Origin of the sequence: Roseimaritima multifibrata, from assembly GCF_007741495.1 — a bacterium.
Taxonomy (GTDB): Bacteria; Planctomycetota; Planctomycetia; order Pirellulales; family Pirellulaceae; genus Roseimaritima; species Roseimaritima multifibrata.
In genome coordinates, this window is record NZ_CP036262.1 from 2,588,124 (window position 1) to 2,610,464 (window position 22,341).

General features: G+C 55.8%; 21 protein-coding genes. 10 read left to right on the forward strand and 11 right to left on the reverse strand.

The window, feature by feature from the left end; translation table 11 throughout:
• Positions 1 to 412: 412 nt before the first annotated feature.
• The 4 genes from FF011L_RS09495 to FF011L_RS09510 are packed head-to-tail and all read right to left on the reverse strand — an operon-like array spanning position 413 to position 3,469.
• Entirely contained in the window at positions 413 to 1,015 is a 603-nt protein-coding gene (locus FF011L_RS09495; protein WP_246109835.1) for an LptE family protein, read from the reverse strand.
• Between the two features lie 44 nt (positions 1,016 to 1,059).
• The gene (locus FF011L_RS09500; protein WP_145351458.1) at positions 1,060 to 2,346 is read right to left on the reverse strand and encodes a tetratricopeptide repeat protein; all 1,287 of its coding nucleotides are present in this window, start codon (positions 2,344 to 2,346) and stop codon (positions 1,060 to 1,062) included.
• Positions 2,347 to 2,355: 9 nt separating this feature from the next.
• A complete protein-coding gene (recO, locus tag FF011L_RS09505; protein ID WP_145351459.1) occupies positions 2,356 to 3,141 on the reverse strand; it encodes a DNA repair protein RecO in 786 nt (261 codons plus the stop codon).
• A 4-nt stretch (positions 3,142 to 3,145) separates the two neighbouring features.
• A complete protein-coding gene (locus FF011L_RS09510) occupies positions 3,146 to 3,469 on the reverse strand; it encodes a hypothetical protein (protein ID WP_145351460.1) in 324 nt (107 codons plus the stop codon).
• 223 nt (positions 3,470 to 3,692) lie between these two features.
• Between FF011L_RS09510 and FF011L_RS09515 the strand changes: the two genes are divergently transcribed.
• Positions 3,693 to 6,317, forward strand: coding sequence for a COG1361 family protein (locus tag FF011L_RS09515; RefSeq protein ID WP_145351461.1), 2,625 nt, complete (start codon positions 3,693 to 3,695; stop codon positions 6,315 to 6,317).
• Here the strand turns inward: FF011L_RS09515 and queF are convergent, their stop codons facing one another.
• Positions 6,318 to 6,680 carry a preQ(1) synthase gene (queF, locus tag FF011L_RS09520; protein ID WP_145351462.1) on the reverse strand — a complete coding sequence of 121 codons (363 nt, stop codon included), beginning with the start codon at positions 6,678 to 6,680 and terminating at the stop codon, positions 6,318 to 6,320.
• Positions 6,681 to 6,883: 203 nt separating this feature from the next.
• On the opposite strand from queF, the gene FF011L_RS09525 reads away from it, so the two are divergent.
• Complete coding sequence (locus FF011L_RS09525; protein WP_246109836.1) at positions 6,884 to 7,522, forward strand: radical SAM protein; 639 nt, start codon at positions 6,884 to 6,886, stop codon at positions 7,520 to 7,522.
• Between the two features lie 124 nt (positions 7,523 to 7,646).
• Here FF011L_RS09525 and FF011L_RS09530 read toward each other — a convergent pair whose 3' ends face one another.
• Positions 7,647 to 8,840 (reverse strand): 5-(carboxyamino)imidazole ribonucleotide synthase, encoded by a 1,194-nt coding sequence (locus FF011L_RS09530; RefSeq protein WP_145351463.1) that lies wholly within the window; start codon positions 8,838 to 8,840, stop codon positions 7,647 to 7,649.
• Positions 8,834 to 9,346, reverse strand: a complete 513-nt coding sequence (gene purE / locus FF011L_RS09535) for a 5-(carboxyamino)imidazole ribonucleotide mutase (protein WP_218933106.1) — start codon at positions 9,344 to 9,346, stop codon at positions 8,834 to 8,836. Before purE ends, FF011L_RS09530 begins: the two co-directional genes overlap by 7 nt.
• Positions 9,347 to 9,640: 294 nt before the next feature.
• Between purE and FF011L_RS09540 the strand changes: the two genes are divergently transcribed.
• The 3 genes from FF011L_RS09540 to FF011L_RS09550 all read left to right on the forward strand — a co-directional run bounded on the left by FF011L_RS09540 (position 9,641) and on the right by FF011L_RS09550 (position 11,740).
• Positions 9,641 to 10,555 carry a rhomboid family intramembrane serine protease gene (locus FF011L_RS09540; RefSeq protein WP_218933107.1) on the forward strand — a complete coding sequence of 305 codons (915 nt, stop codon included), beginning with the start codon at positions 9,641 to 9,643 and terminating at the stop codon, positions 10,553 to 10,555.
• A gap of 73 nt (positions 10,556 to 10,628) precedes the next feature.
• On the forward strand, positions 10,629 to 11,204 hold the full coding sequence (locus tag FF011L_RS09545) for a peroxiredoxin family protein (RefSeq protein ID WP_145351465.1): 576 nt from the start codon (positions 10,629 to 10,631) through the stop codon (positions 11,202 to 11,204).
• Positions 11,205 to 11,206: 2 nt separating this feature from the next.
• A complete protein-coding gene (locus FF011L_RS09550; RefSeq protein ID WP_145351466.1) occupies positions 11,207 to 11,740 on the forward strand; it encodes a hypothetical protein in 534 nt (177 codons plus the stop codon).
• Between the two features lie 478 nt (positions 11,741 to 12,218).
• On the opposite strand, the gene FF011L_RS09555 is transcribed toward FF011L_RS09550, so the two are convergent.
• Entirely contained in the window at positions 12,219 to 13,046 is an 828-nt protein-coding gene (locus FF011L_RS09555) for a shikimate dehydrogenase family protein (RefSeq protein ID WP_218933108.1), read from the reverse strand.
• An 891-nt stretch (positions 13,047 to 13,937) separates the two neighbouring features.
• Between FF011L_RS09555 and FF011L_RS09560 the strand changes: the two genes are divergently transcribed.
• From FF011L_RS09560 to FF011L_RS09570, 3 genes are all read left to right on the forward strand, one after another.
• Positions 13,938 to 15,407, forward strand: coding sequence for a sulfatase family protein (locus FF011L_RS09560; RefSeq protein WP_145351468.1), 1,470 nt, complete (start codon positions 13,938 to 13,940; stop codon positions 15,405 to 15,407).
• A 224-nt stretch (positions 15,408 to 15,631) separates the two neighbouring features.
• Positions 15,632 to 16,210, forward strand: a complete 579-nt coding sequence (locus FF011L_RS09565; RefSeq protein ID WP_145351469.1) for a hypothetical protein — start codon at positions 15,632 to 15,634, stop codon at positions 16,208 to 16,210.
• Between the two features lie 17 nt (positions 16,211 to 16,227).
• Complete coding sequence (locus FF011L_RS09570) at positions 16,228 to 16,587, forward strand: amidohydrolase (protein ID WP_145351470.1); 360 nt, start codon at positions 16,228 to 16,230, stop codon at positions 16,585 to 16,587.
• 21 nt (positions 16,588 to 16,608) lie between these two features.
• Here the strand turns inward: FF011L_RS09570 and xylB are convergent, their stop codons facing one another.
• Complete coding sequence (gene xylB / locus FF011L_RS09575; protein ID WP_145351471.1) at positions 16,609 to 18,129, reverse strand: xylulokinase; 1,521 nt, start codon at positions 18,127 to 18,129, stop codon at positions 16,609 to 16,611.
• Between the two features lie 170 nt (positions 18,130 to 18,299).
• Here xylB and FF011L_RS09580 point away from each other — a divergent pair, with 170 nt between their 5' ends.
• Positions 18,300 to 19,667 carry a hypothetical protein gene (locus tag FF011L_RS09580; protein ID WP_145351472.1) on the forward strand — a complete coding sequence of 456 codons (1,368 nt, stop codon included), beginning with the start codon at positions 18,300 to 18,302 and terminating at the stop codon, positions 19,665 to 19,667.
• 171 nt (positions 19,668 to 19,838) lie between these two features.
• Positions 19,839 to 20,261, forward strand: coding sequence for a hypothetical protein (locus FF011L_RS09585; RefSeq protein WP_145351473.1), 423 nt, complete (start codon positions 19,839 to 19,841; stop codon positions 20,259 to 20,261).
• Between the two features lie 193 nt (positions 20,262 to 20,454).
• On the opposite strand, the gene FF011L_RS09590 is transcribed toward FF011L_RS09585, so the two are convergent.
• Positions 20,455 to 20,856, reverse strand: coding sequence for a hypothetical protein (locus FF011L_RS09590; protein ID WP_145351474.1), 402 nt, complete (start codon positions 20,854 to 20,856; stop codon positions 20,455 to 20,457).
• A 33-nt stretch (positions 20,857 to 20,889) separates the two neighbouring features.
• Positions 20,890 to 22,338, reverse strand: a complete 1,449-nt coding sequence (locus FF011L_RS09595) for a DUF1501 domain-containing protein (RefSeq protein WP_145351475.1) — start codon at positions 22,336 to 22,338, stop codon at positions 20,890 to 20,892.
• Positions 22,339 to 22,341: the final 3 nt, after the last annotated feature.

Genomic DNA, 22,341 nt, shown 5'->3' on the forward strand with positions numbered 1-22,341 from the left:
TGCCCGATAGGTTCTTTGGGCAGTGTTGGTGTTGTGGGGGGGCTGTGGGCTTTGGCACTAATGAAACCTATCGGGTGGGTTTGCGTGCTAGCTAAAGATACTGGTTGCGAAACCGCTAGCGATTTCCTGTGACCTAGTCGGTCGCGGTGACTATGCGGATTATTCGCAGCAGGGAATCTCACCAGTGGCTGCGAGAAACGATGTGCAGCGGAGCCTTCTTTAACACAGTCGCAAGATAAGGGCGCATCAAGACAATCGCCGCACAGCGAAAAACGTAGCTACCGTCGCTAGACGGTGGTCAAGCGCTCGAAGTGCACGCTCTTGCGCGTCAAGCTTCGCGCCAGCGGTCTGGCTGGCAGGCGTTCGCGGACGCTCTGAGAAACCGACGGAAAGAAGTTCGCGAAACGTTCGGCTACCAACGCATTTCCATGTGGGAAACGATTCGTTGGGCGAGATCGTCGATGGCGTGTTGAGTTTCCGTTTCGATCGGCTGACCGGCTTCGGGGACGAAACGCCCGCCTTGCGTGAAGGTGTAGATCAAGCTTTCATCGGGGATCAGTTGATTTTCCATCAGCCGAGTTCCCTGACGATCGATCCATGTTGCCTGCACCGATAGGATCGCATCCAAGGCTCGCGGATCGTCACCGGACGTTTCCGTGAGGACTCGTTTGGTTTGCGTCACAAAGCGGGCGCTGAGGGTGCTGTCTGCGGTCGGGTTGCCGACTACTTTATAGGGCGTACGAGATTCGATTTCGACGATCAGGGCTTCGGTCAGACGAACCCCTAAGTCATGGCGAAACGTATCGTTTCGCACGATCGGTACATAGATCGTGCGGATGTCGCTTCGGAACATCGCATACGGGCCAACTTGATAACCAGCACAGCCGACGCATGCGATTGCAGCAAGCAACGTAACAAGCAAGGTTCGGCGACTGCGGAACCCTGATGGGGCTGTCGCCGAAGCCTGTTTGGCTTTACCGAGATGTTTCGTACCGTGAGCAAACGGCATAGCCATCGTCTGGGGGTATCGAGGGGCAATGGATGAAATGGAAATCGAATCTAGCGACTTAGCGCGGCATCGTTGGAAAGGATCAGCGGTTTACTGCGACGCTCAGTCGGGAAGAGATCGGCGACCCAGTCGAGTGGACGTCCAGGGACATCCGGTTTCCCGTCCATCTGTGCGAGCGCTTCTCTTGCCTTGTCAGCAAAAGGAGTCGAAGGGTGCTTTTCAAGGATCTCGCGATAGTAAACACGAGCGGCTCCGTATTCACTTCGCCGTTTTCGGTAGGCCGCCCGGTTTTCTAGTTTTTCAGCTTTTTTGAAATCGATTTCGGCTCCGATCCGGGCCAATTCTTCGCTCAGCTTTGCATCGGACATGCGGTCCGGAAAACGTTTGCGAGTCTGGCTCAGCAGCTTGTCCGCTTCGTCCAGCATGACCCCGCTGTAACTGGGGCCGGCGTAGATCAACAGTTTGCAACGTAGCCCCATGATGTGAGCGTTAAATTGGTGCTCGCTGTCGGGGAATGTTTGCCGAAGATCGGTGAAGAAATCGTCCGCGTCCTGGTATTTTTCCTGACGCATCTTTTCGACGCCGGCCGCCATCGTCGCATCATCGGAAAGGACGCCCGTCGGGTCGTTGTAACGGATGTTATCCAGGACTCGAATGGCGTGCCCATCGGCGTCGATGAAGGGTCGAGCCGGATCAAAGAAGTTCAGCGGCATCCAGGTGCTGTTCCCCGCCTTTTCGGTTTCAATCCAATACTGACTGATTTCAAACAGACGAGCGGCGGCGCGGTCATTATGTTGGTTGCGGGGATGTTCCTTCTGCAGTTTTGCAAAAGCGTCCTCGGCATCCGTCAGCCGGTCCGCAAAGAAGTAGCTTTCACCGGTCATCAGCAAGGCATCTTGCTCGATCGCCGATCCCGGGTGAGCTTGGCCGCATCGAATGAACAACTTGGCAGCTTCCTCGTACTTCTTTTTGGCTTGGTCACGGGGTAGGCCCGCGGCCGAACGAAAGACGCGATCCCCCTCTAGATACAGCTCTTTGGCTTTTGCTTTGTTTAGAGGCTCACGCCCGGTCATAAAACTGACCACGCGATTGGTCGATGATTCCGTAGTAGCCCGAATACCTGATTCTTCGTCCTCTTCATAAGCAGCCGTTTCGTTAAACGAAACAGGCTGATTTGCAGGGGGCGGCCCTTCAAGCGTTCGCGTCTCTGCAGAACGATTTCCCGTCAGCGACTGGCAGCCACTAAGTCCCAACCAGCAGATCGATAGTGCGACCAACGTTTTGCGGCAATGGATTCGCTGAATCTTTTTGGAAAACAATATTTTCGCGACAGACATCCTTGTCCTCTAAACGTCGACGGCGGTTGGCAGAAAGCGGCTCATCCGCGGTACAAACCCTAACATCGTTACTATGTATCGGCTGACCAACGGGCGGAGTTCGCTATAGTTGGCCGGCGTGAAAGTTTCCGGGGGAATACCTTCCAAACAGAGCCCTTTTTGCAATGCTTGCAATGCATTTGGTGAGCAGACAACGGTTTGATGGTGATTCGGACTGCACCTATCGCACAAAACCCCACCTTCAAGCAACCCAAAAGTGACCGTTTTTTTGTCGAAATTCGGGGAACGATGGTCCATCGGAGCCGAACAGTCGACGCAGCTGTCGGTCCGTGGGCCATGGCCCAGCAGATGGATTGCTTGGAGTTCGAACGCTAGGACCGACGCCCCCAAAGGGGCATCCCCATCGATTCGCTTAAGGGTTTGTAGGGTGGCGTCGTATAGATCGGGATGTGGGTCACTGTCGTCGGTCCACAACCGGAGCATCTCGGCAATATAATAGCCTGCATAAAGACGGTTCAGACGCTGCTGTTGCGTCAGCCCCGGCAGTTCAGTCGCTCGGAAGCGGCGTTCCAATTTGGCTTCGGTAAGCAGATCCAGGTTGTCGTTCGCTTTGCGAATCACCACGATTCGGCAGACCGACAACAGGTTTAGGGCACTTTCGAAGGGCCCTTTGGGGCGTCTGGCCCCTTTGGCGATCGCTCCCAATTTGCCGAATTCCCTTGTCAGCAGGGTCACGATCAAACTGGTTTCACTGAATTCGATCGTGCGGAGGACGATCGCGTCCGATTTTTCCATCCGCTTATTCGCCTTCGCGTCCCAGCATCGCTAGATAATCGCTCATTTCGGCCGCGGCATGTGTGTCCTGCTGCTGACGCGCCTGTTCGATTCCGTCTCGCAGGTAGGTTCTTGCTTCGCTGATCCGGTCCAGATCCACCAATAGCTGAGCGGCCATAAAAAAGGCGGGGACATAAGGAGGGTCGGCCTGCGTCAGTTTGCGGAAACCTTCGACGGCTAGGTCGTTCAGCCCTTCGCTGCGTTGTTCCATTGCCAGACTGTATTGTAGGAACGTATCGCTGGGATCCTCGGCCAGCATCGCTTCGATTTTGTGACGGCGGTCGCTCATGGCTTTTTTGTGCGGTTGGCTTGGTGGATAAATGGAAAATTCAGCCCGGCTGGGGAACCGGTTTCAGAGGTCAGTGTACTGTCTGACGCCCAATCCGCGACCTCCGAATAATCGTTGTCAGCGGGATAATCGTTACCATTTGCAAAAAAGGTTCAATTCCTACGACCGGACAGCCGAATTTTAGGACTGAGACAATAGACGTTCCTTTTATCGAGGATTGCGCATGTTCGGCGCCCCCAAGAATCTGTTTGTATTTGCCATCCTGGTCGGGTTATACGCCCAGCCGTTAGCTGCTCAGCATGTCTACAGTGATGAGGGGGTAAGACCGGTTGTTGGCAAACAGCCGTCGGCCCATTCCTCGCATTCCAATACTCAGCAAAAGTCGCCCGGTCTGCTCGGTCGATTGATGAGTTTTGGTCGGAGCGATGAGGAACCGCGAACGCGTGCCATTCCTCCGGACGAGAGCCGTGAACCTGCGGACTGGACCGGAGTTCCCTACCACGAACCGACTTCGGGGCACGGTCAATCCGCGACGACGCATCCGGTTGCGGATCCGTCGAATTTGCGAATTTCGTCTCGAGCCGGCAGTGTCTTTTCGCGATCCGAAAGCGCACGACGCAGCGGGTCGAATCTGGGGCCCGTGCCTACGCCGCCGCCGGTTAGCAAGGTCAATAAATCCGAAGGGACGCGGGCCGCTGTGGTCCGAGAGACCACGATCGGAACCGAACCGGATGAATTTTCCGCCACATACAGCAGTCGTCGTTCGGGACGCCGCGATCTGGACCCGATGGACGTCGAAGTCCTTTCCTCATCCGATTTAGAGCAATCCAAATTGGCTGGTGGAGGCATCGGAAACCGTGCAACCACAATCGATGACGAACCTTCAGTGCAGCAGCGAGCCTTACCAACAAGTGAAAATCCCGTCGGGGATCGTTTGGCTCAGCGCGAGCCAGCGTCCGCCGGATCGGGTGCAAATCGCCCCATGGGAATTCCCAGTGCTGCGGAGAATGCAAGTTCCGCTAATCCGTCTGGCGGTCATCCCGCTCTAATGCCGCCAAGCTTGGCGAAACGGAATCAAGCTTCGCCAAGTCCCGCTCCGGCCGCACCTGAAACGAAGCGACCTGCGTCGACGCTGTCGATCCCCGCTTCCGAATTGGCCGTGCGGAAACCTGTGCAAGCTAAACCAAGCCAAAATGCGCTGACCCTGGGACTCCCTGAAGGTTCCAGCCCAACGCCAGCGGTCCCCAGCTCTCCTAGCGATATCCTACAAATGCCTGTCGCCCCCGAGGTTCCGGCACTGGAATCTCCTTCCGCGATCGGGTCGGGCGTCGCAGCGGATACCAAATCCCCAAAAGAGACGAAGTCGATTCCTGGCGCTCAGGGACAATGGATCAAGAACGGCGAACTGCCAAAAACGGCTGAAATTGTTGAGCAACGTACCCATAGCTTGCCCGTCGAAATCCCTGGACTGCGTGTCGTCGCCGAGGGGCCTGCCCAGATCATGATCCGTCAGCCGACGGAATATGTCATCCGTGTCGAGAACCGCGGAGCGATCGCAGCCCCCGGGATTGTGGTCCGAACCTCCATTCCCGACTGGATCGTCGTTCGCAACAAAGCGGCCTCGGTCGGGCAAATCGATACCGAAAGCGATGCGAAATCATCCGAACTGATGTGGCGAATTGCCAAATTGGCTCCCGGAGCGACCGAAAAATTGACTTTGCAGGTCGAAGCAAATCGCTCGGGCACCTTTGGTGTTGATGTCGACTGGACTTTGTTGCCTCAGAAACACAATCTGATGGTCAACGTCCACGAACCCAAACTGGAAATCATGATCGAGGGGCCCGACCAAGTGGTCTTCGGCCAATCGGAAACCTTTAAGGTTCGTGTCCTGAATCCTGGCAACGGCGTCGCTGCGAATGTCGTCTTCACGCTGTCGCCAAATTCGGCGACTCCGCAAACTCAAAAAGTAGGTTCGATTCCATCGGGAAAAGAAGCTCAATTCGAAGTTGAATTGACTGCTCAGGACCTAGGCGAATTGAAGATCCACGGTTTGGCGACCGGTGACCTGCAGCTGCGAAGCGAGCAAACGAAAACCATTCGCGTCGCAGCGGCTCAGCTGGAAGCGATGCTGACCGGGCCTCCATTGCGTTACCAAAATGGTGAAGCGACGTATCGGTTGCAGATTAAAAACACCGGTTTGGCTGCCAGCGAAAACGTTGCGGCTCAGCTGCGAATCCCTGCAGGCGTCGAATACCTCGATGGTCTGACCAATGCGAAATCGGCCGCCGGCATGCTTCGCTGGGAAGTCGGCAACATGGCAGCTGGCGAGAGTCGCGAGTTTACGATTCGCTGCAAACTGAATCAGACGGGAGCCCACCTGTTGGCATTCCAGTGCCAGGGGACGGCGGCTGGTAAAGCGGCCGTTTCTTTGACCACCAAGGTCGAAGCGATCGCGGACTTGGTCCTGACGATCAATGACCCGCCCGCACCAGCTCCGGTCAGTGAAGATGTGGTCTACGAACTGGTCATCCACAACCGTGGATCGAAAGCGGCTCGTGACGTTTCCGCACTGACTCACTTTAGTGACAACATCGAACCGGCACGGATCGAAGGCCAAACCGGTAAGGTCAGCACGGGGCAGGTCGTCTTCGATTCGATCCCGCAGATCAATCCAGGGCAAACGGTGAAACTGCGAATCGTCGCTCAGGCCGTCAAAGCCGGTTTGCATCGCTTCCGAGCCGAAATTAGCTCGGGGGATACGGTCCTGGTTGCTGAGGAAGCGACTCGCTACCTAAGTCCTGCGGACGAGGAAATCAGTCGTCGCAGCAGTGAATCGGTAGCTTGGTAGTTACTTGGAACTTTCAGGGTAACGTACGGTGATCACGCTGCTGATACCGCCTCGCGGTGTCCAGCGGCTGATCAAAGTGCATTGTCGAGGCTGGACGACCGAAACGAAATCGTCCAGAATCCGGTTAGTGATCCGCTCGTAGAAAATTCCCTCGTTGCGATACCGCTGCAGGTATAGCTTCAGGCTTTTCAGTTCGATGCATTTCTGATCGGCGACATAGGTAAACGTCAGGGTCCCGAAGTCGGGCTGTCCCGTTTTCGGACAAACCGAGGTAAACTCGGGGCACTGAATTTCAATCTCATAGTCCCGCTCGGGACGTGGATTGTCAAACGTTTCCATGATTTCTTGAAAGTTGTCAGACAAAGTTGGATTCTCCTGAAAAAGATCGATCATTCTTGCAATCTGGTCCGATTTCGGCCAGGGGAGTCACTGCGTTTGAGCCCGCCGAACCCCCTGCGCGAACGGAGCAACTGAAATTCCCTGTCTCGGAGATTTTCAATAGTCGTCAAGGTGAGGGGAAACTGACGGGGGTGCCAAGCCATTTCATTCGTTTGGCAGGGTGCAACTTGCGATGCTGGTTTTGCGATACTCCCTACGCGTCATGGAATCCGCAGAGCGAATCCTACTCGCTGGACGATCTGGTCCAAGGAGCGATCGATTCGACCCTTCAGCATGTGGTCCTAACCGGCGGTGAGCCGTTGATGTTTCGCGGAATTGAACGCCTGACGGAAAAAATCCGTCGGGTAGGTCTGCATCTGACTATCGAAACGGCTGGGACCCTTGCCCCGAATGTCGTGGCCGATTTGATGTCGCTAAGCCCGAAACGATTTGGCAGTCAGCCGACGATCGAAAAAGTCGAGCAGGTGCCGCACCTGCAGGAGATCCCCCTGCCCACGATCGAACGTTGGCAAACGCTGCATGAATCGAGGCGATGGAAACCGCAGGCGATCCAAAAACTGATCGCCGATAGTTTCGACAGCCAAGTTAAATTTGTCGTCGACAACCATGCAGAGGCCGCCGACGTCGAACAGGCCGTCAGTGAATTGCAGTTGGCGGCCGATCAGGTCTGGATCATGCCTCAAGGAGTGACGGCCGAGGGGCTAGAAGAACATGCCCGCTGGATCCGCCCATGGTGTGAAGCCTTAGGATTCCACTTCTGTGATCGGCAGCAGATTCACTGGTACGGAAATCGTCCAGGGACCTAGAGCGGAGACACGGAGACACGGAGACACGGAGACACGGAGACACGGAGCTCCCCCTCTCCTTGTCTCCTTGTCTCCTTCACTCCCCTACTCCTTCACTCCCCTACTCCACTACTCCACTACTCCACTACTCCACTAACAGCTCATACGCCTCATAAACCCTACGCAGCGCTTCTTCGACCGTTTTTCCGACCGCCGTCAGATGCCCCATTTTCCGTCCGGGGCGAGCTTCGGTTTTGCCGTACAGGTGCAGGCTAACTCCGGGAACTGTCAGAGCCTGCTCGAATGGCGGATCGGATCCGTCGTCTCCCCACAGGTCGCCCAGTAGATTGAACATCGCGGCGGGGCAGCGTGGTGACGTATCGCCAAGCGGTAACCCGCAGACCGCTCGCACATGCTGTTCAAATTGGCTGGTCGACGATCCTTCAATCGTTAGGTGTCCCGAATTGTGAGGACGCGGGGCGATTTCGTTGATGATCAAACCTTCGCCGGGAACCTCAAACAGTTCGACACAGAGGATTCCGACCAAGTCCAGTTTCTTAGCGACGGTCTCGGCAATCTGAACGGCTGCTTTTTCGATTTCCGGCGATGCCGCTGCAGGGGAATGGCTGATTGCCAGGATATGGTTGCGGTGTTGGTTTTCGATCAGCGGATAGACGGCGGTTTCTCCTTGCTGGTTGCGAGCGACGAGGACGGAAACCTCCCGTTCGAACGCGATCATTTTTTCGGCCACAATCCGTTCGTTGCCAAATTCGTTTGCCGCAGCGATCAATTCTTCTTGGTTGGCAACTTTCTTCTGCCCTTTTCCGTCGTAGCCGCTGCGAGCCGTTTTGAGGATTAAGGGAAATCCAAATGCGGCGGCCGCTTCACTCAGTTCCTTGATCCCCGCTTCGCTTCCCGGGTGTTCGACCGTCCTGAAAGGGGTGACCGGCAGCGGCATCTCGGCCAAAGTCCGTTTTTCAAGGTGCCGGTCTTGAGCGATGCGGAGAATGCTCGCGGGCGGAAAAGTGGGGACGCGTTTGGCAAGGTGCTGAACGGCGGCGTCCGGGATGTTTTCAAATTCAAGCGTGACCACATCACACTGGCTGGCCAATTTCTCCAGGTTCTGCGGGGTGTAGTCGCCCACGATCACGCTGTCCGCCACCAGCGCTGCCGGACTTCCCTCGCTGTCGGTTAGGACGACCGCGTGGTAGCCCATTTGCTTTGCGGCAAGGAAAAACATGCGGCCCAGTTGGCCTCCGCCAAGCATCCCGATGGTGGCTCCCGGACGAATGGTTTTGGGGTTGAGGGCAGAATCGGGATCGGTTTTGGCATTTAGCATGAGGTGGGAAGCTCCGCAGAGGCGATAACGTCGTCGTGCTGTTTTTGGATGAACGCCTGAAGACGGGAGGCAAGTTCACTGTCATGCAAAGCGAGGATTCGAGCTGCCAGCAGGGCCCCGTTTTTTGCCCCTGAAGTTCCTATCGACATGGTGGCGACCGGAATCCCGCCAGGCATCTGAGCGATCGAAAGAAGGGAATCCAGTCCCTGCAAGGCTCGGCTTTGGACTGGAACGCCGATCACCGGGAGGATGGTTTCCGAAGCGACCATTCCCGGCAGATGGGCCGCGCCGCCCGCTCCGGCGATGATCACCTTCAGGCCACGTTCGGCGGCGGAACTTGCGTACTGCATCATTTCAACCGGAGTCCGATGCGCCGAAACGACGCGACTCTCGCAGGGGATCTGCAGCGACTGTAAAATCTCGACCGCGGGCTTCATGGTTTCCCAGTCGTTTCGGCTGCCCATGATGACGCCAACGACGGGACCAAGTTGCTGGACATTTGACATGGGAGGTATCGCCGAGGGTTCGCGGGAACAGATCTGGTAAAGCGGCGGAGGCAAATCGAGACGCGAATCGCAAAAAGATTGTCGGCCGACGCCATGATGCCTGTACGTTTTACTCGTACAGCGGCGGAGCGCGTAGTCCTGCCTGTCGCCGCTGGTGAAACGAAGCAACTTTGGCGTGTAGGTCTCCGCCACGATCGCAAAACCGCAGGACCGTCTAGCCGAAGGGTCCGTTGCAGCACTACCATAGACAAAAACCGTTCGAAATCAGTTTTCCTCCTTTTTGATGCAGCCAGTATGGGTTTGTACGATCGCGATTATTCTCGTTATGAACCGTCTCAGGGGGGCTCCCTTGGGTCGTCGCTGGGGCTGTCCGGGCGTTCGATGACCACGATCTTGATCGTGGTGAATGTCGCTGCCTTTGTGCTGAATGCCCTGTTGAAAGGAACGACCGAACTCCCCTCGGGGCAGGTTGTTCGGGTCTCTTTTCTATTCGATTTGATGTCGGTCCATTCTGACACCCTGACGAAACCATGGATGTGGTGGCAATTCTTGACCTATGGATTTGCCCATGATGATCGAAATTTGATGCATCTTGGGGGGAATATGCTTGTCCTATTCTTCTTTGGAAATACGGTAGAGCGGCAACTGGGACGGATGGAATTCTTGCGGTTCTACCTCGTTGCGATCTTTTTGGGTGGCCTGTTTTGGGGGACTCGAGCCTTTTTGACAGGGTTGTCGCCAGACATCCCGTTGCTGGGAGCCTCAGGAGGCGTCCAAGCGGTCACCGTGTTGTTTGCGTTCCTCTTCCCACATGCAACGATCCTGTTGTTCTTCGTTTTGCCGGTGAAGGCCTGGATCGCAGCGGTCGGTTTCGCGATCCTGAATGTCATGGGAGCGGTTGGCGGGACGGGCGGAACCGCCTACGACGTCCACCTTGTTGGGATGGCGTTTGCCGCTTTTTATCATCTGCAAGGAATCCAGCTGGGAAAATGGACCCCCGCGTCTTTGTTGGGCCAAGGAAATTCAAGGCCGCGACGTGGCCCGAAGTTGCGATTGCACGATCCCGATAAGAAAAGGCGTAATGATGACGCCGAAGCGGACCGGATCCTAGAAAAAATCCATCGCGAGGGCGAAAGCAAACTCTCCCGAGGTGAACGGAAATTTATGGAGAAATACAGTCAACGGAAGCGGGCTGAACGGGGTGATTAGCCATTGAACAGAATACGATTGCCTGCTCCCCGATCAGGCTGTGTTCTTTAAAACCTACCAAGAGAGAAACGTTATGCGTCAATTGTGTGTTGTTTTAGCTGTGGCCGTTGGTTTTGTACTGAGTGGTTCGGCTACGGTGGCGACTGCCGCTGGCCCGAATCCACCGAAGGTCGGCCAGAAAACGCCCGGGTTCGAATTGCCACAGATGGGTAGCGATAAAACGTTGCAGTTAAGCGATTGGCAGGGAGACGGACCGGTTGTGGTCGTGGTACTACGCGGCTATCCAGAATCCCAATGCCCCGCCTGCAGTCGCCAAGTCGGTGATCTGGTTCGCCACGCGAAAACGTTTAAGGACATGAACGCAAAGGTTGTATTCGTTTATCCCGGCCAACCAAGTTTGTTGGAAAAACATGCCGAAGATTTCTTGGGTGAGCAAGTCCTGCCAGAACCCTTTATCATGGTCCGTGATCCGGGCATGAAAATGATCGATGCATGGGGTTTGCGCTGGGACGCGTCTCGCGAAACCTCTTACCCTTCGACTTTTGTCCTGACCGAAGACGGAAAAGTGGCTTGGAGTAAAACGAGTGAGACCCATGGTGGTCGCGCCACTTCGGACGAAGTTCTTGCGGCAGTTAAGCGGAGTCGTTAATAGTGATTTTTAATCTGAATGAAGATCGTTACCTAGAAAATCCCGCCAAAGATCCGGTTGTGGAAGGGCTGAGTAGCCTGGAAGTCGACCAGTACGCGATCCTGGATCGGGGGAACGAACACTACATTCAGGTTTATCAAGGCGAGGAAAATTCCTACCAGTTGGAATACCGAGCCGGTTCCCACACGCAACACTTCGCCGCCAGTGGCGAAGTGACTCTGGCGACGGTTCAACAAGCGTTCGTCGCATTTCTTGGCGGCGACGAAGGTTGGGAGCAACCTTGGAACTGGGAACCTGTGATCTTTGATGAAAGCTTTGTAGGCGATCTTGCCGACGGCGATTCTTGCGACACGTATTTGGTCAATGACCAGGAATACAAGAAGGTTCGTGTCGGAGACGAACAGGTTTCGGTGATCAACGCCGCGCAAAAATGTGCCGAGTGTGGCTTGAGCGTCGGCAATTATCATTCGCCCGATTGCCAATCGGAAGAATGTCCCGCATGTCACAAACGGTTCTCTGCCTGCGATTGTGAATAGGCGCTTGCGGACAGTCGCTACGCTTTCGACTAAATCGACACGCCGATAAGCGACAGGCCTGTAAGCAAGGGACCGAAAGAGCCGGCCGCTAACCCTCACTTACGCATTTTGATGTTGCGCATTTTGGTGTCGGCTACTTTGTTTCCGTCGGGCTTGTCCCGGTCCGGGGCAACAACTGGCAGCTACCCTTAATGCCTCTTGATCGCCCAACAAGGTAGCTGCCAGTTGTGAGTCCGCCGGGGCAAACCCGGAAACGGAACTCTCGATACTTGGCGCTAAAAAGGTGCTGGAATAGCCGAGTGATTTGAGGCATCCGCAAGCGTACGGAAATCAGGACGATTGACCACAGCAATCACCTCAAAATCGCAACTTCAAAACTTACGCAGCGGGTTGGGATTTTGGTCGGTTGCCAGACCACTGCAACCCGCTTGGAAACCGCCAACTTATAAATCGCACGTCCCCAAAAACGTGGATTCGCTTAGATTTCGAGGTATTCTTCAAAAGCTTCGCGGACGATCTGCGCATCGGGGACTCTTCCCGTCCAGCACTGCAACGCACTGACGGTCTGGCCAATCATGAGGTCCAGCCGGGTAATCGCCGAAAGGTTTCGCTGTTGCGCGTCGCGGGCGAATGGTGACGTGCTGGTCGATTCTGCCATGTCGATTACCAACGCTGGGGCTCCGACCCGGTCGAGCAACCGTGCGGGGACCGAAGCTGGTTTTCCATTCGACACACCTCGGATGAGAATGTGAATCGATTCATCGATCAGTTCTTCGATGCTCTCGACCGATTCGACGTTTGGCATGTCTTCATAGATCGCACTGGCCACCGGTTGGACTCGGCAACGAACCGATTCCGATTGCAAGATCGGCCGGAGGGCAGCCAGGACGGTCGGACAATCACCCAGCACACCAATCGTCAGCGGGACAGGACGTTCCGGTTCGGGGAAAGGACCAGCGATCGCATCGGCAATCGCCTGAGACAGAAAACAGTGCCCCTCTAACGCCCCTTCAGCGGTCCGGGAAATCGTGTCGACCAACCCGGTGCTCTCGGCATGGGGGGATAATTGGTCGCAGTAGGCGGAGGCTGCCTGTTGATGTGGATCGGCGACCAATAGGCCGCGAAACCCAAGCGCCTTAGCACCGCGGATGGCATCTTCCAGATTTTCTGCGGCGACGTCTAAAGAGAGGAACCGCCAATCCGATTCATCGCTCGCCAAGGCACGTTCAATCGCAAATTGGGATGGGTTCCCGGCGATCGGATGACCTAGAACACATGCGATTGGCTGTGTCGTTGAATGAGGCACGGTACTTTCCCGGCAGCGTTTGGCAGTGGAGGGTCTGAGGACGGGGCTGGGCGTTTCTAATTCCTCTATTTCGCTATCATCGCAAAATAAAACTAACTGGGTAGCCCTCCCAGCATCCCGTTAACCATAGCGTCAAGGGAATGTTTAATAGGAACGAAGTTCCCGCCGGAGCGTCACCATTTAAGTCGACGGCGGTCGCTTGCTTTAGCCTTCGGAATTCGAAAAAAAGCCAAGTTTTAATGGATAAGTAAGGGACCTCACCGGCGAAAAAAATCGAACCTTCTGTCGTTTTTCCTGATTTTTCAAAGGACCGTTTCGATCGCCGTAACGCGAAGAGGTGATCACGAACTCCAATTCTTAATTCTTAGCGGAAGGACGCGAGCCCTCCTGTCCCTTGACCAATCCGCAAAAAGGCCGGACGGCTTGCGCCGTTCCGCTAAGAAAGTGGATGGCATTGGGCGCGAGTCCTCCTGTCCCTTGACCAATCCGCAAAAAGGCCGGACGGCTTGCGCCGTTCCGCTAAGAAGGTGGATGGCGTTGGACGCGAGTCCTCCTGTCCCTTGACCAATCCGCAAAAAGGCCGGACGGCTCGCGCCGTTCCGCTAAGAAAGTGGATGGCATTGGGCGCGAGTCCTCCTGTCCCTTGACCAATCCGCAAGAAGGCCGGACGGCTTGCGCCGTTCCGCTAAGAATTAATTCTCGCCGCTTCAGAACATTCTCCGCAGGCGGTGGCCGAGGCTTCTCTTTGCGAGCTCCTGGTGGCGACCTGTTCCTTTTGCTTCTGACAAAGTGTCAGGTTGGGCACCTTTCCGTGTTACCATTGGACGGGTCGATCGACTATTTTGTGGTGTCGATTTGTTGGGTTGTTTGTTTCCTCGGGATCCTTGCGTCATGAGATTTCTCCTTTGGTCGATTTCGGCTTTGAGTCTTTGTTTGTCGGCCGTTGTTGGCAACGCGGCGCCACCGAATGTGGTTTTTATCCTGAGCGATGACCATCGCTTTGATTTCATGGGGTGCGTTGATTCTTGCCCCTCCTTTTTGGAAACCCCCAATCTGGACCGGATGGCGGCAGCGGGCGCCCACTTCCGCAATGCCTTCGTTTCGACTTCGCTCTGTTCGCCCAGTCGTGCATCGATTCTGTCGGGCCAATTCATGCACCGACATCAGGTGGTTGATAACCAGCGTGGGATTCCTGAAGGGACTCGGTTCTTTCCCGAGCAACTGCAGCCGGCGGGTTACAAGACCGCGTTTGTCGGCAAGTGGCACATGGGGCACGATAACGACGACCCGCGTCCCGGTTTCGACCACTGGGTCAGTTTCCCAGGGCAGGGGACCTACAACGATCCGACGCTTAATATCAACGGACAGCGGAAAGATTTTCAGGGATACACGACCGATATTTTGACCGACCAAGCTGTCGATTGGCTGCAGCAGCGGAAATCGGAAACGGAGCCTTTCATGATGTATCTGTCGTACAAGGCGGTGCACTATCCCTTCCAGCCAGCTCCGCGGCACGATACACGATATGCCGACAAGAAGATCGACTATCCCGATACGATGGCCAATACCGAACGCAATTATCGGACTCAGCCACGCTGGGTTCGCGATCGGCGATTCAGTATCCACGGTATCGATCACATGCAGACCGGACCGTTTGATAACGATCCCGTTCCTGATTTTGACCAGCTGTATCACAATTACTGTGAAACCGTTCATGGGCTGGATGAGAACATCGGCCGGGTATTGGATTCACTGGAGAAAAACGGACAACTGGAAAACACGATCGTGTTTTATATGGGAGACAACGGTTTCCATCTTGGTGAGCACGGCTTCTACGACAAACGGGATGCGTTCGAAACTTCGATTCGAGTCCCCTTATTGGTAATGGCTCCCGGACGGATTCCTGCTGGAAGCACCTACGACCAGATGGTTCAGAATATCGATATCGCTCCAACCATCTTGGATCTTTGCGGCGTGCAGGTCGCCGAAGACGCGATGGATGGGCGGTCGATGCAGCCGCTTTGGTCCGCCGACGATGCGGGGTCCGTTGCGTGGCGCGACCACCTGCTGTACGAGTACCACTGGGAATGGAATTTCCCCGCGACGCCGACCACGCTGGCGATTCGGACCGATCGTTATAAGTACATCTACTACCACGGCGACTGGGACCAGGATGGGTTCTATGACCTGCAAACGGATCCTGTGGAACGCCACAATTTGATCGATGTGCCTGGCTATCAGGATCGGATTGAAGCGATGCGAACGCAGTTGTTCAAAGAGCTTGATCAGCGAGGCGGCCTGATTCTGCCGATTCGCCCCCCAGTCGGCGAACGCCTGGATCAACGAAAGCGATCGTCGTAACGCCTCGCCTGGGGATTGTCACCTATCACGCCGCGAAAGAACGCTCCCTCAAAGCTGCTTTCGCGGAACGAACGGCTACAATCTTTCTGCGCTTCCGGTGAAAGCGACAGCTCGTTGGGGTGGTGGTCAATTGCAACGAATCGCCGGATCGCGTTTAATACCTGCCCCGTGTCCTTTTGGTCACGCCGCTTTCCTTCCCGACCCAGAATCGCTGGAGCCGCTTGATGAAGTTTTCTGACATTTCCTGGTTCGCTATCGCTTGTGCACTGTTTGCTGCTTTGTGCTGGGGGATGTATGGCCCAACGCTGACGCACGCGCGTTCCCCAAACCGAGAATGGGGGCCGTTCAAGCCTTACTTGTTCATCGGGATCGCTTACCTAGTGATCGCCATCATCGGTGGTGCGGTGATGATGAAATACGTGTTCAATGACAACTTCGATTACTCAGGGAAGTATGTCCCGGCAATGAAATGGGGATTCCTGGCAGGTTGCTTGGGAGCCCTGGGAGCATTGGGGTTGACGTTTTCGCTGACCAAAGCGGGGGGCAGTCCCTCCTACGTGATGCCGATCATTTTCGGCGGAGCGGTTTCTATCAATGCACTTGCTTCCTACTTCAGTCACTCGGGGCATTCGATCAATCCGTTGATGTGGGTTGGGATGGCATTGGTGGCGGTTGGAATTTGTTTGACCGCCGGTTTTGCGCCACATGGGCCGCCCAAGAAAGTCGTCACGGCGGAACCGTCGGCAGCCGATGTGGCCGAAACGACAGCCCCCGTGGTTGTTGATGACGATCCTGACAACTGAGTGACAGGTTTGTAGCTATGCCGAATGCAGCCGATGATCCCGTGGCGAAGATGACCGCCATCGACCAACAATTCAGTCACGTCTGGATGGTGCGAACCTTCCTAAAGCACTGTGATGAAGTGGAGGATGATGAAGAACTGCAGTCGGTTGTTCGCGACCTATACGATGTGCTGCTGGCCGTCGGGCCAGCGGCTTCGCAAGGAGACGCAGCCACCTATCTGAAGATGGCAAAGAAGAAGTGGAAACGGTTGTCGCGGGCGACGGAGCTGTATGTCGATATCCAGCCCGAAGTCAGCGGGCACACCAATTTTGCCATGGCTGCCCGTTCGCTGGCCGTGGCCGCTGCCAAGATCGAAGAATTGCTTGGCAAGAAGTGAACGTCGAAGCCGCCCTCGCGGCTATTGCAGTTTTGCTAGTTCTGCAAAGTCCTCCTTCAGGTTGCCGTACAGTCGCTGGTAGATCGGGTACAGCTGGTTGTAAGTCTTGGTGGCTTTGCGGTCGGCGGGAGTTTGTTCTGCAACTTTGATGGTCGCCTTGCACGCTTCGGCGATCGATTTGTAGGCCTGGTCCCCCACGGCAGCCAATAGCGCGACTCCGAACGCGGGCCCTTGTTCGACTTCTAACGTCGATACTTTTTTGCCAAAGACGTCGGCCTGCATCTGTCGCCAAAGTGGGTTTTTGCTGCCTCCGCCGGAGGCTCGGATTTCGCGGACGGGGACATCCAATCCGCGGATGATTTCCAGGCTGTCGCGGAGTGCAAAGGTGACTCCTTCCATTACCGCCCGAGTCATTTCGGCTCGCTGGTGCGTCGTGTTCAATCCGATAAATGCGCCGCGTGCCGAAGGGTCGGCATGAGGGGTTCGTTCGCCGTTCAAGTAAGGCAGGAACAACAGGCCACCACTCCCGGCAGCGGCGTTGGCTGCTTCGTTGGTCGCTCCTTGGTAGCGATCCTTTTTGCCAATTCCGGACAACCCCTGAAGGATCGAATCGACCCACCACTGCAGGGCGCCTCCGCTGGTTAGGTTCACGCCCATCATGTGCCATTTGCCTCGCACGGCATGGCAGAACGTATGGAGGCGACCTTCCGAATCGTATTGTGGAGTGTCGCTATGGACGAACATGACTCCCGAAGTTCCGACCGACGTGCTGAGGATTCCTCGTTTGACAACGCCATTGCCAACGGCTCCCGCTGCACAGTCGCCCGCTCCGCCAACGACTTTGCAGTCGGTCGTCAATCCCAACGTTTCGGCCGCTTCCTTTGAAAGGGTGCCGGTGACGTCCTCGCTTTCGTAGACAGGGGGAAGAAGGTCCGGATCCAGTTCTAGTTTGCTGAGCAGTCTTTTGCTCCATTTTCGTTTGACCACGTCTAGCAGCAGCGTCCCGCTGGCGTCGCTTACTTCCGAAGCGTATTCGCCGGTCAGGCGACGACGGATTTCATCCTTGGGAAGCAGGACTTTTGCCAAGCGGTCAAAGTTCCGCGGTTCGCGGTTGCGAAGCCACAAAATCTTGGGGGCGGTGAATCCGGTCAGGGCAGGGTTGGCGACCATTTTGATCAACGCTTTTCGGCCACCGGCACGCGTCGTGATCTCATCGCATTCCGCGACCGTTCGTTGATCGTTCCACAGCAGCGCCGGTCGAATGACTTTGTCCTGCTTGTCCAAGAAGACCGATCCGTGCATTTGGCCGCTCAAGCCGATCGCGCGGACATCGCCTGGTTTGCATTTGGCTATTTGGATGACTTGCCGAACGGTTCGGATCGTCGCCTTCCACCAATCTTCGGGGTCTTGTTCAGTCCAACCGGCACGCGGCTGATGAAGCGGGTATTCTGCGGAAGCTTCGGCATGCACCGTCCCTTCGCTATCGATGAGAAGCGATTTGGTACCACTTGTACCAATGTCAATGCCTAAGTAATAACTCATCAAACGTAACCAACCGCTGGTGGGGAATGTGAAAAGACGTATCGAACAAGCGATCAATATAATACGTAAACTGTTGGTAGATGTCCCCCGGACGACCGAATTCGACAACTGAATGATTGGCAATTGGCGTGCAGAATGTGATCCGTAGGAAGACGATTTCGTGGGTTTTAATGCTCTCTTTTGTGGTTGGCGTCGGCTGTCTGGTTGGGTGCTCGCAGCCCGAACCGGCCGTCGAACCTTCGACCGCAACGGTTTCGGAGGTACCGCTGCGCATCTTGTACGTCGGGCAGCCTGAAGAAGCCAAGATTATCGAGCGTTCTTGGAGCCTGATTTCCGATCAGGTGCTCGCTTTTACGGTGGTCCCCCCGGAAAATGCCGTGGAGGATTTGGTCAAGCAAGCGGGAAGACACGACGTGATCGTTTACTTCTCGTCCGATACCGGCCGTTTGGTTGACGTGCAGGCGATCCGAAGGCTGCGAAGTTCATTGTTTTCGCCGACAGGCGATTCGGACGGCGCCAGGATCGATTTCTTTCCGGCTCTTGAATTTGGGGCGATGCGGCTGGGCGATGAAGCTTACGGAGTCCCGCTAGGGGCGATGCAACCTATCCTGGTGCATCCTCCCGCGCTTGCCGAATCAAAAACCGCTGAATCAAAACCGGACGAACCGAGCCGTTGGACCTGGGAAAGTTACGGCCGCCAAATCAAGAACCTGGAACCTGGCAAAGCCGCCGAGCCGCTGGCCGATGGTTGGGCGGCTCAGGCGCTGTTGGCAAGAGCGAACGGCTACAGCGATTCTTCCTGGATGTTTATGGGTGAGCTGACCCCGGCGCTGGCGACCGCTCCGTATCTGCGAGCTTTAAAAGAGTTGGCGGCTGCCGCGGAATCGTATCCCGAGGAACGATTGACTCCGGAGCAGGTTTGGGAGGGAGTGCAGAAAGGACGGTTTGATGTCGCGATCACTTGGATCACCAATGCCGAGCCGCTGGAGCAGACGGTGGATGTGGTGCTGGACCGCTTGCCGACCACAAGCGAAGTCTACGAATCGAGCAAAGGGGAGTGGAGTCCTCGCGAGGTCGATTCCCGTTCGGAATGGGTACTGCTGGGACCCTATACCCGGGTTGGAGCGATCGCGAGCGGGTGCCGGCAAACTTCGCTTTCGGAGCGTTTTTTGACTTGGTTGGCCGCAGGGGAGGGAACGGCGGAGATCCGTCGTTCGATTCCCTCGTTCACCGTCACCGCACGGAACTCCAATGATCTTGCCGGAGGCGCAGGGCGTCTGTCGGGGGAGGGGGCTGAGTACGAAAGTTTGCTGGTGACGGAACTGCAAAATACTTACGTCCGCCCCGGATTTCGATTGCCTGGATCCCAGCAGTACTGGGAGGCACTCGACCGCGAGGTGATCGCGGTATTGGAAAAGAAGAAATCCCCTGAAGAGGCTCTGGTGGACGCCAGTCGGGCCTGGGATGAAATCAGCGAATCGTTGGACATAAGTCTGCAAAAAAAGGCGTGGCGGGCCGTTCTGCGAAGCAGCCGCTAATTGTGGCGGCAGTGTGAGGAGGTGATTAAATGGTACCTCCACTAGTCGGAAACGATCTTAAACTGTCTAATAGTATGCTTTGAAGCCGGTCCAAAATTGCCCTTTGCTAGTTAATGCGTTGGCATTTCACTGGGTGTGACCGGGTAGACGCCGCGAGTCCTAGGAACCGTTATGACCGATGTTGAACCGGAAGTCGAACCACTCAGAGTTTCCATTACGTCCGACGACGTAGAAGAAGATGGTTTTATGACCATCTGGAACATTGCGTCGGCTTCCTGTGACAGCGATACCGCTCGGACCCGTCAGCTCGCATCGAAATTGCTTCTTTTCCTCTGTAAGAAAAAGTGCGATTTTATTGTCACCAGTACGGCCAATGCGGAATATCTGGACAATTGGTTCGAACGCGACACGGCAGTTCTTTACAACTGGAAACCGGATAGCGAGTTCGTCGACGTTGTCGCTCAGCATGCCGAGGTTCCAGCCAAAGCTTTCTTGGCTTTCCTGAAAAACGAAAAATTTGATTCGGGCGTGAATCACAACGCCACGCGAGCCGCTCGCGTGGAATGGTTCCAGAACATGTGGAGCGTCGGTTAAGAAACCGCGCCGCAGGGTCGATCCTTGCCGATCTCTTCGAACACGCCTCCGCTTTCACGCTCCCTGCCGAGACGTGAAATGGTTGGAGGCGAATGAGGCTTCCAGCGGGATGGATGCGAAATGCGGGATGGCTGCCAAATATTGAACAGCCTTCCGCTTTGGCTGAAATTATCAGACATGCCGGCGCCCCGCCTTAATTAATCAGAAGGTACCCCACCCCAACCCCCGTCGCGATTGCGATCAGGATCCCGGTTGTCCCCATCAGGATCTTAAGGGGGGCCCGATAGGTAACTTTTTCGGAAACCCGCATCGCCAAGTGATGCAGGCCGCCGGCCAGCATCGCTGGTAGCGTTGCCATGCACAGGCAGAGCAGGGTGTAGCCGACGCCACCGACAACGCGTGGTCCCGGAAGCCAAAGGGAACGCTGCACGGCTTCTGAGGTTTCAGGAGCAAAACCGCCCAGCAGCAGCGTCACGACGCTAAGGACCCAGGTGATCGACAGCGTTTTTTCCCAGTCGGCCACATCCGTTGTGTACCACGCGGGAGTTCGATTTCTTTGCTTCGTGGGGGGCGGGGGATCGTACGGGTTGGGCATCGTGGATTCCTGCTTTTCGCGAAAAGTTGTTGCCTACGCGAACAGGTCCTGCACCGCTTTGCCGTGCCCATCCTCGGTTGCGTAAAACGGACGCCGCTCGATGTCAAAAGCCGTTTGCGGGCTGATTCCCATCGCGGAGAAAATGGTTGCATGCAGGTCGCTGATTCCGACTGGATTTTCAATCGCGATTAATGGTCGTTCGACAGCGGTTTTGCCGTACACAAACCCCTTTCGCATTCCTCCACCGAACATCACGACGGACGTCCCCCCGGTGAAATGGCGATGGAGTCCGTAATGTTTCATCTCCGACAGTTTGTCGGTTTTCGCACGCGACTGGTCTCTGGCGTTGCTGCCGGGAACCCCCTCGATCATCATGTCGCGACTGAATTCGCTGGCGATCACGACCAGCGTGCGGTCCAGCAGCCCGCTGGCTTCCAGGTCACGAATCAATTGAGCAATCGGGCGATCGATTTCCGACTTCAGTCGAGCCACCGTGGAGTGCCCGTTTTCGTGGGTGTCCCAGTGGTAAAACGGAACGTATTCGGTTGTCACTTCCACAAAACGGGCACCTGATTCGACAAGCCGTTTCGCAAGCAGGCAGCCATTTCCAAAACGTCCGGTGTTGTATTTCTCCCGAACCTCTGGGGTTTCAAGCGTTAGGTCAAACGCAGCGCGGTCCTTGGACTGCAGCAGTCGGTTGGCGTTTTCCATCGCCCGAATCATCGATTCTTGTTGGTAGTCGCTAGCCCACTGACGTGTCGGCGATGCATCGACCAGTTTCCGGTAGTGCTTGTAGCGATTGGCAAACCGGCCCGGTTGCATTCCCTCCGGAGGCCGGACAGCGCGTGCGGCTTCTTCGGGATAGGGCAAATTCATCGGGCCAAATTCGGTCCCGAAAAAACCGCCGGTGGTGAACGCTTTTAGTTCCTCTTTCTCACCGACGCCTTCCAGGCGTTGACCGATATTGATAAACGGTGGAATGACCGGGTTTTTCGGCCCCAGGACTTTTGCCATCCAAGCTCCGATGTGCGGTGCCGCCACGGTTTGTGGTGGGACGTAGCCTGTGTGCCAATGGTATTGATGCCGCGAATGGAGGATGTGCCCCAGGTCGGGTTGAACGGCCGAGCGGATCAAGGTCGCACGGTCCATGACCTGGGCGATATTCTCCAGCCCAGCACTGATTTCCAGGCCGTCAACCGATGTGGGGATCGAGGGGAACGTGCTGAGGATGCGATCGACCTCAACACCCTCTTTGAAGGGAACGTATCGTTTGGGGTCAAACGTTTCTGGAGCGGCCATCCCTCCCGCCAACCAAATCAAAATGCATGAGTCGGCCGTCGCTTCCGGTTGCTGGATGTCGTTTGCGCCCTCGGATACCTGGGGGGCTCCGGTCATCAACGCCGCCAGCGAAGATGCGCTAAGGGCTTTCAGGAAATCACGCCGAGCGGAATTGGGATCGTCGTTTTTTGCAAAGGATTTCATGTT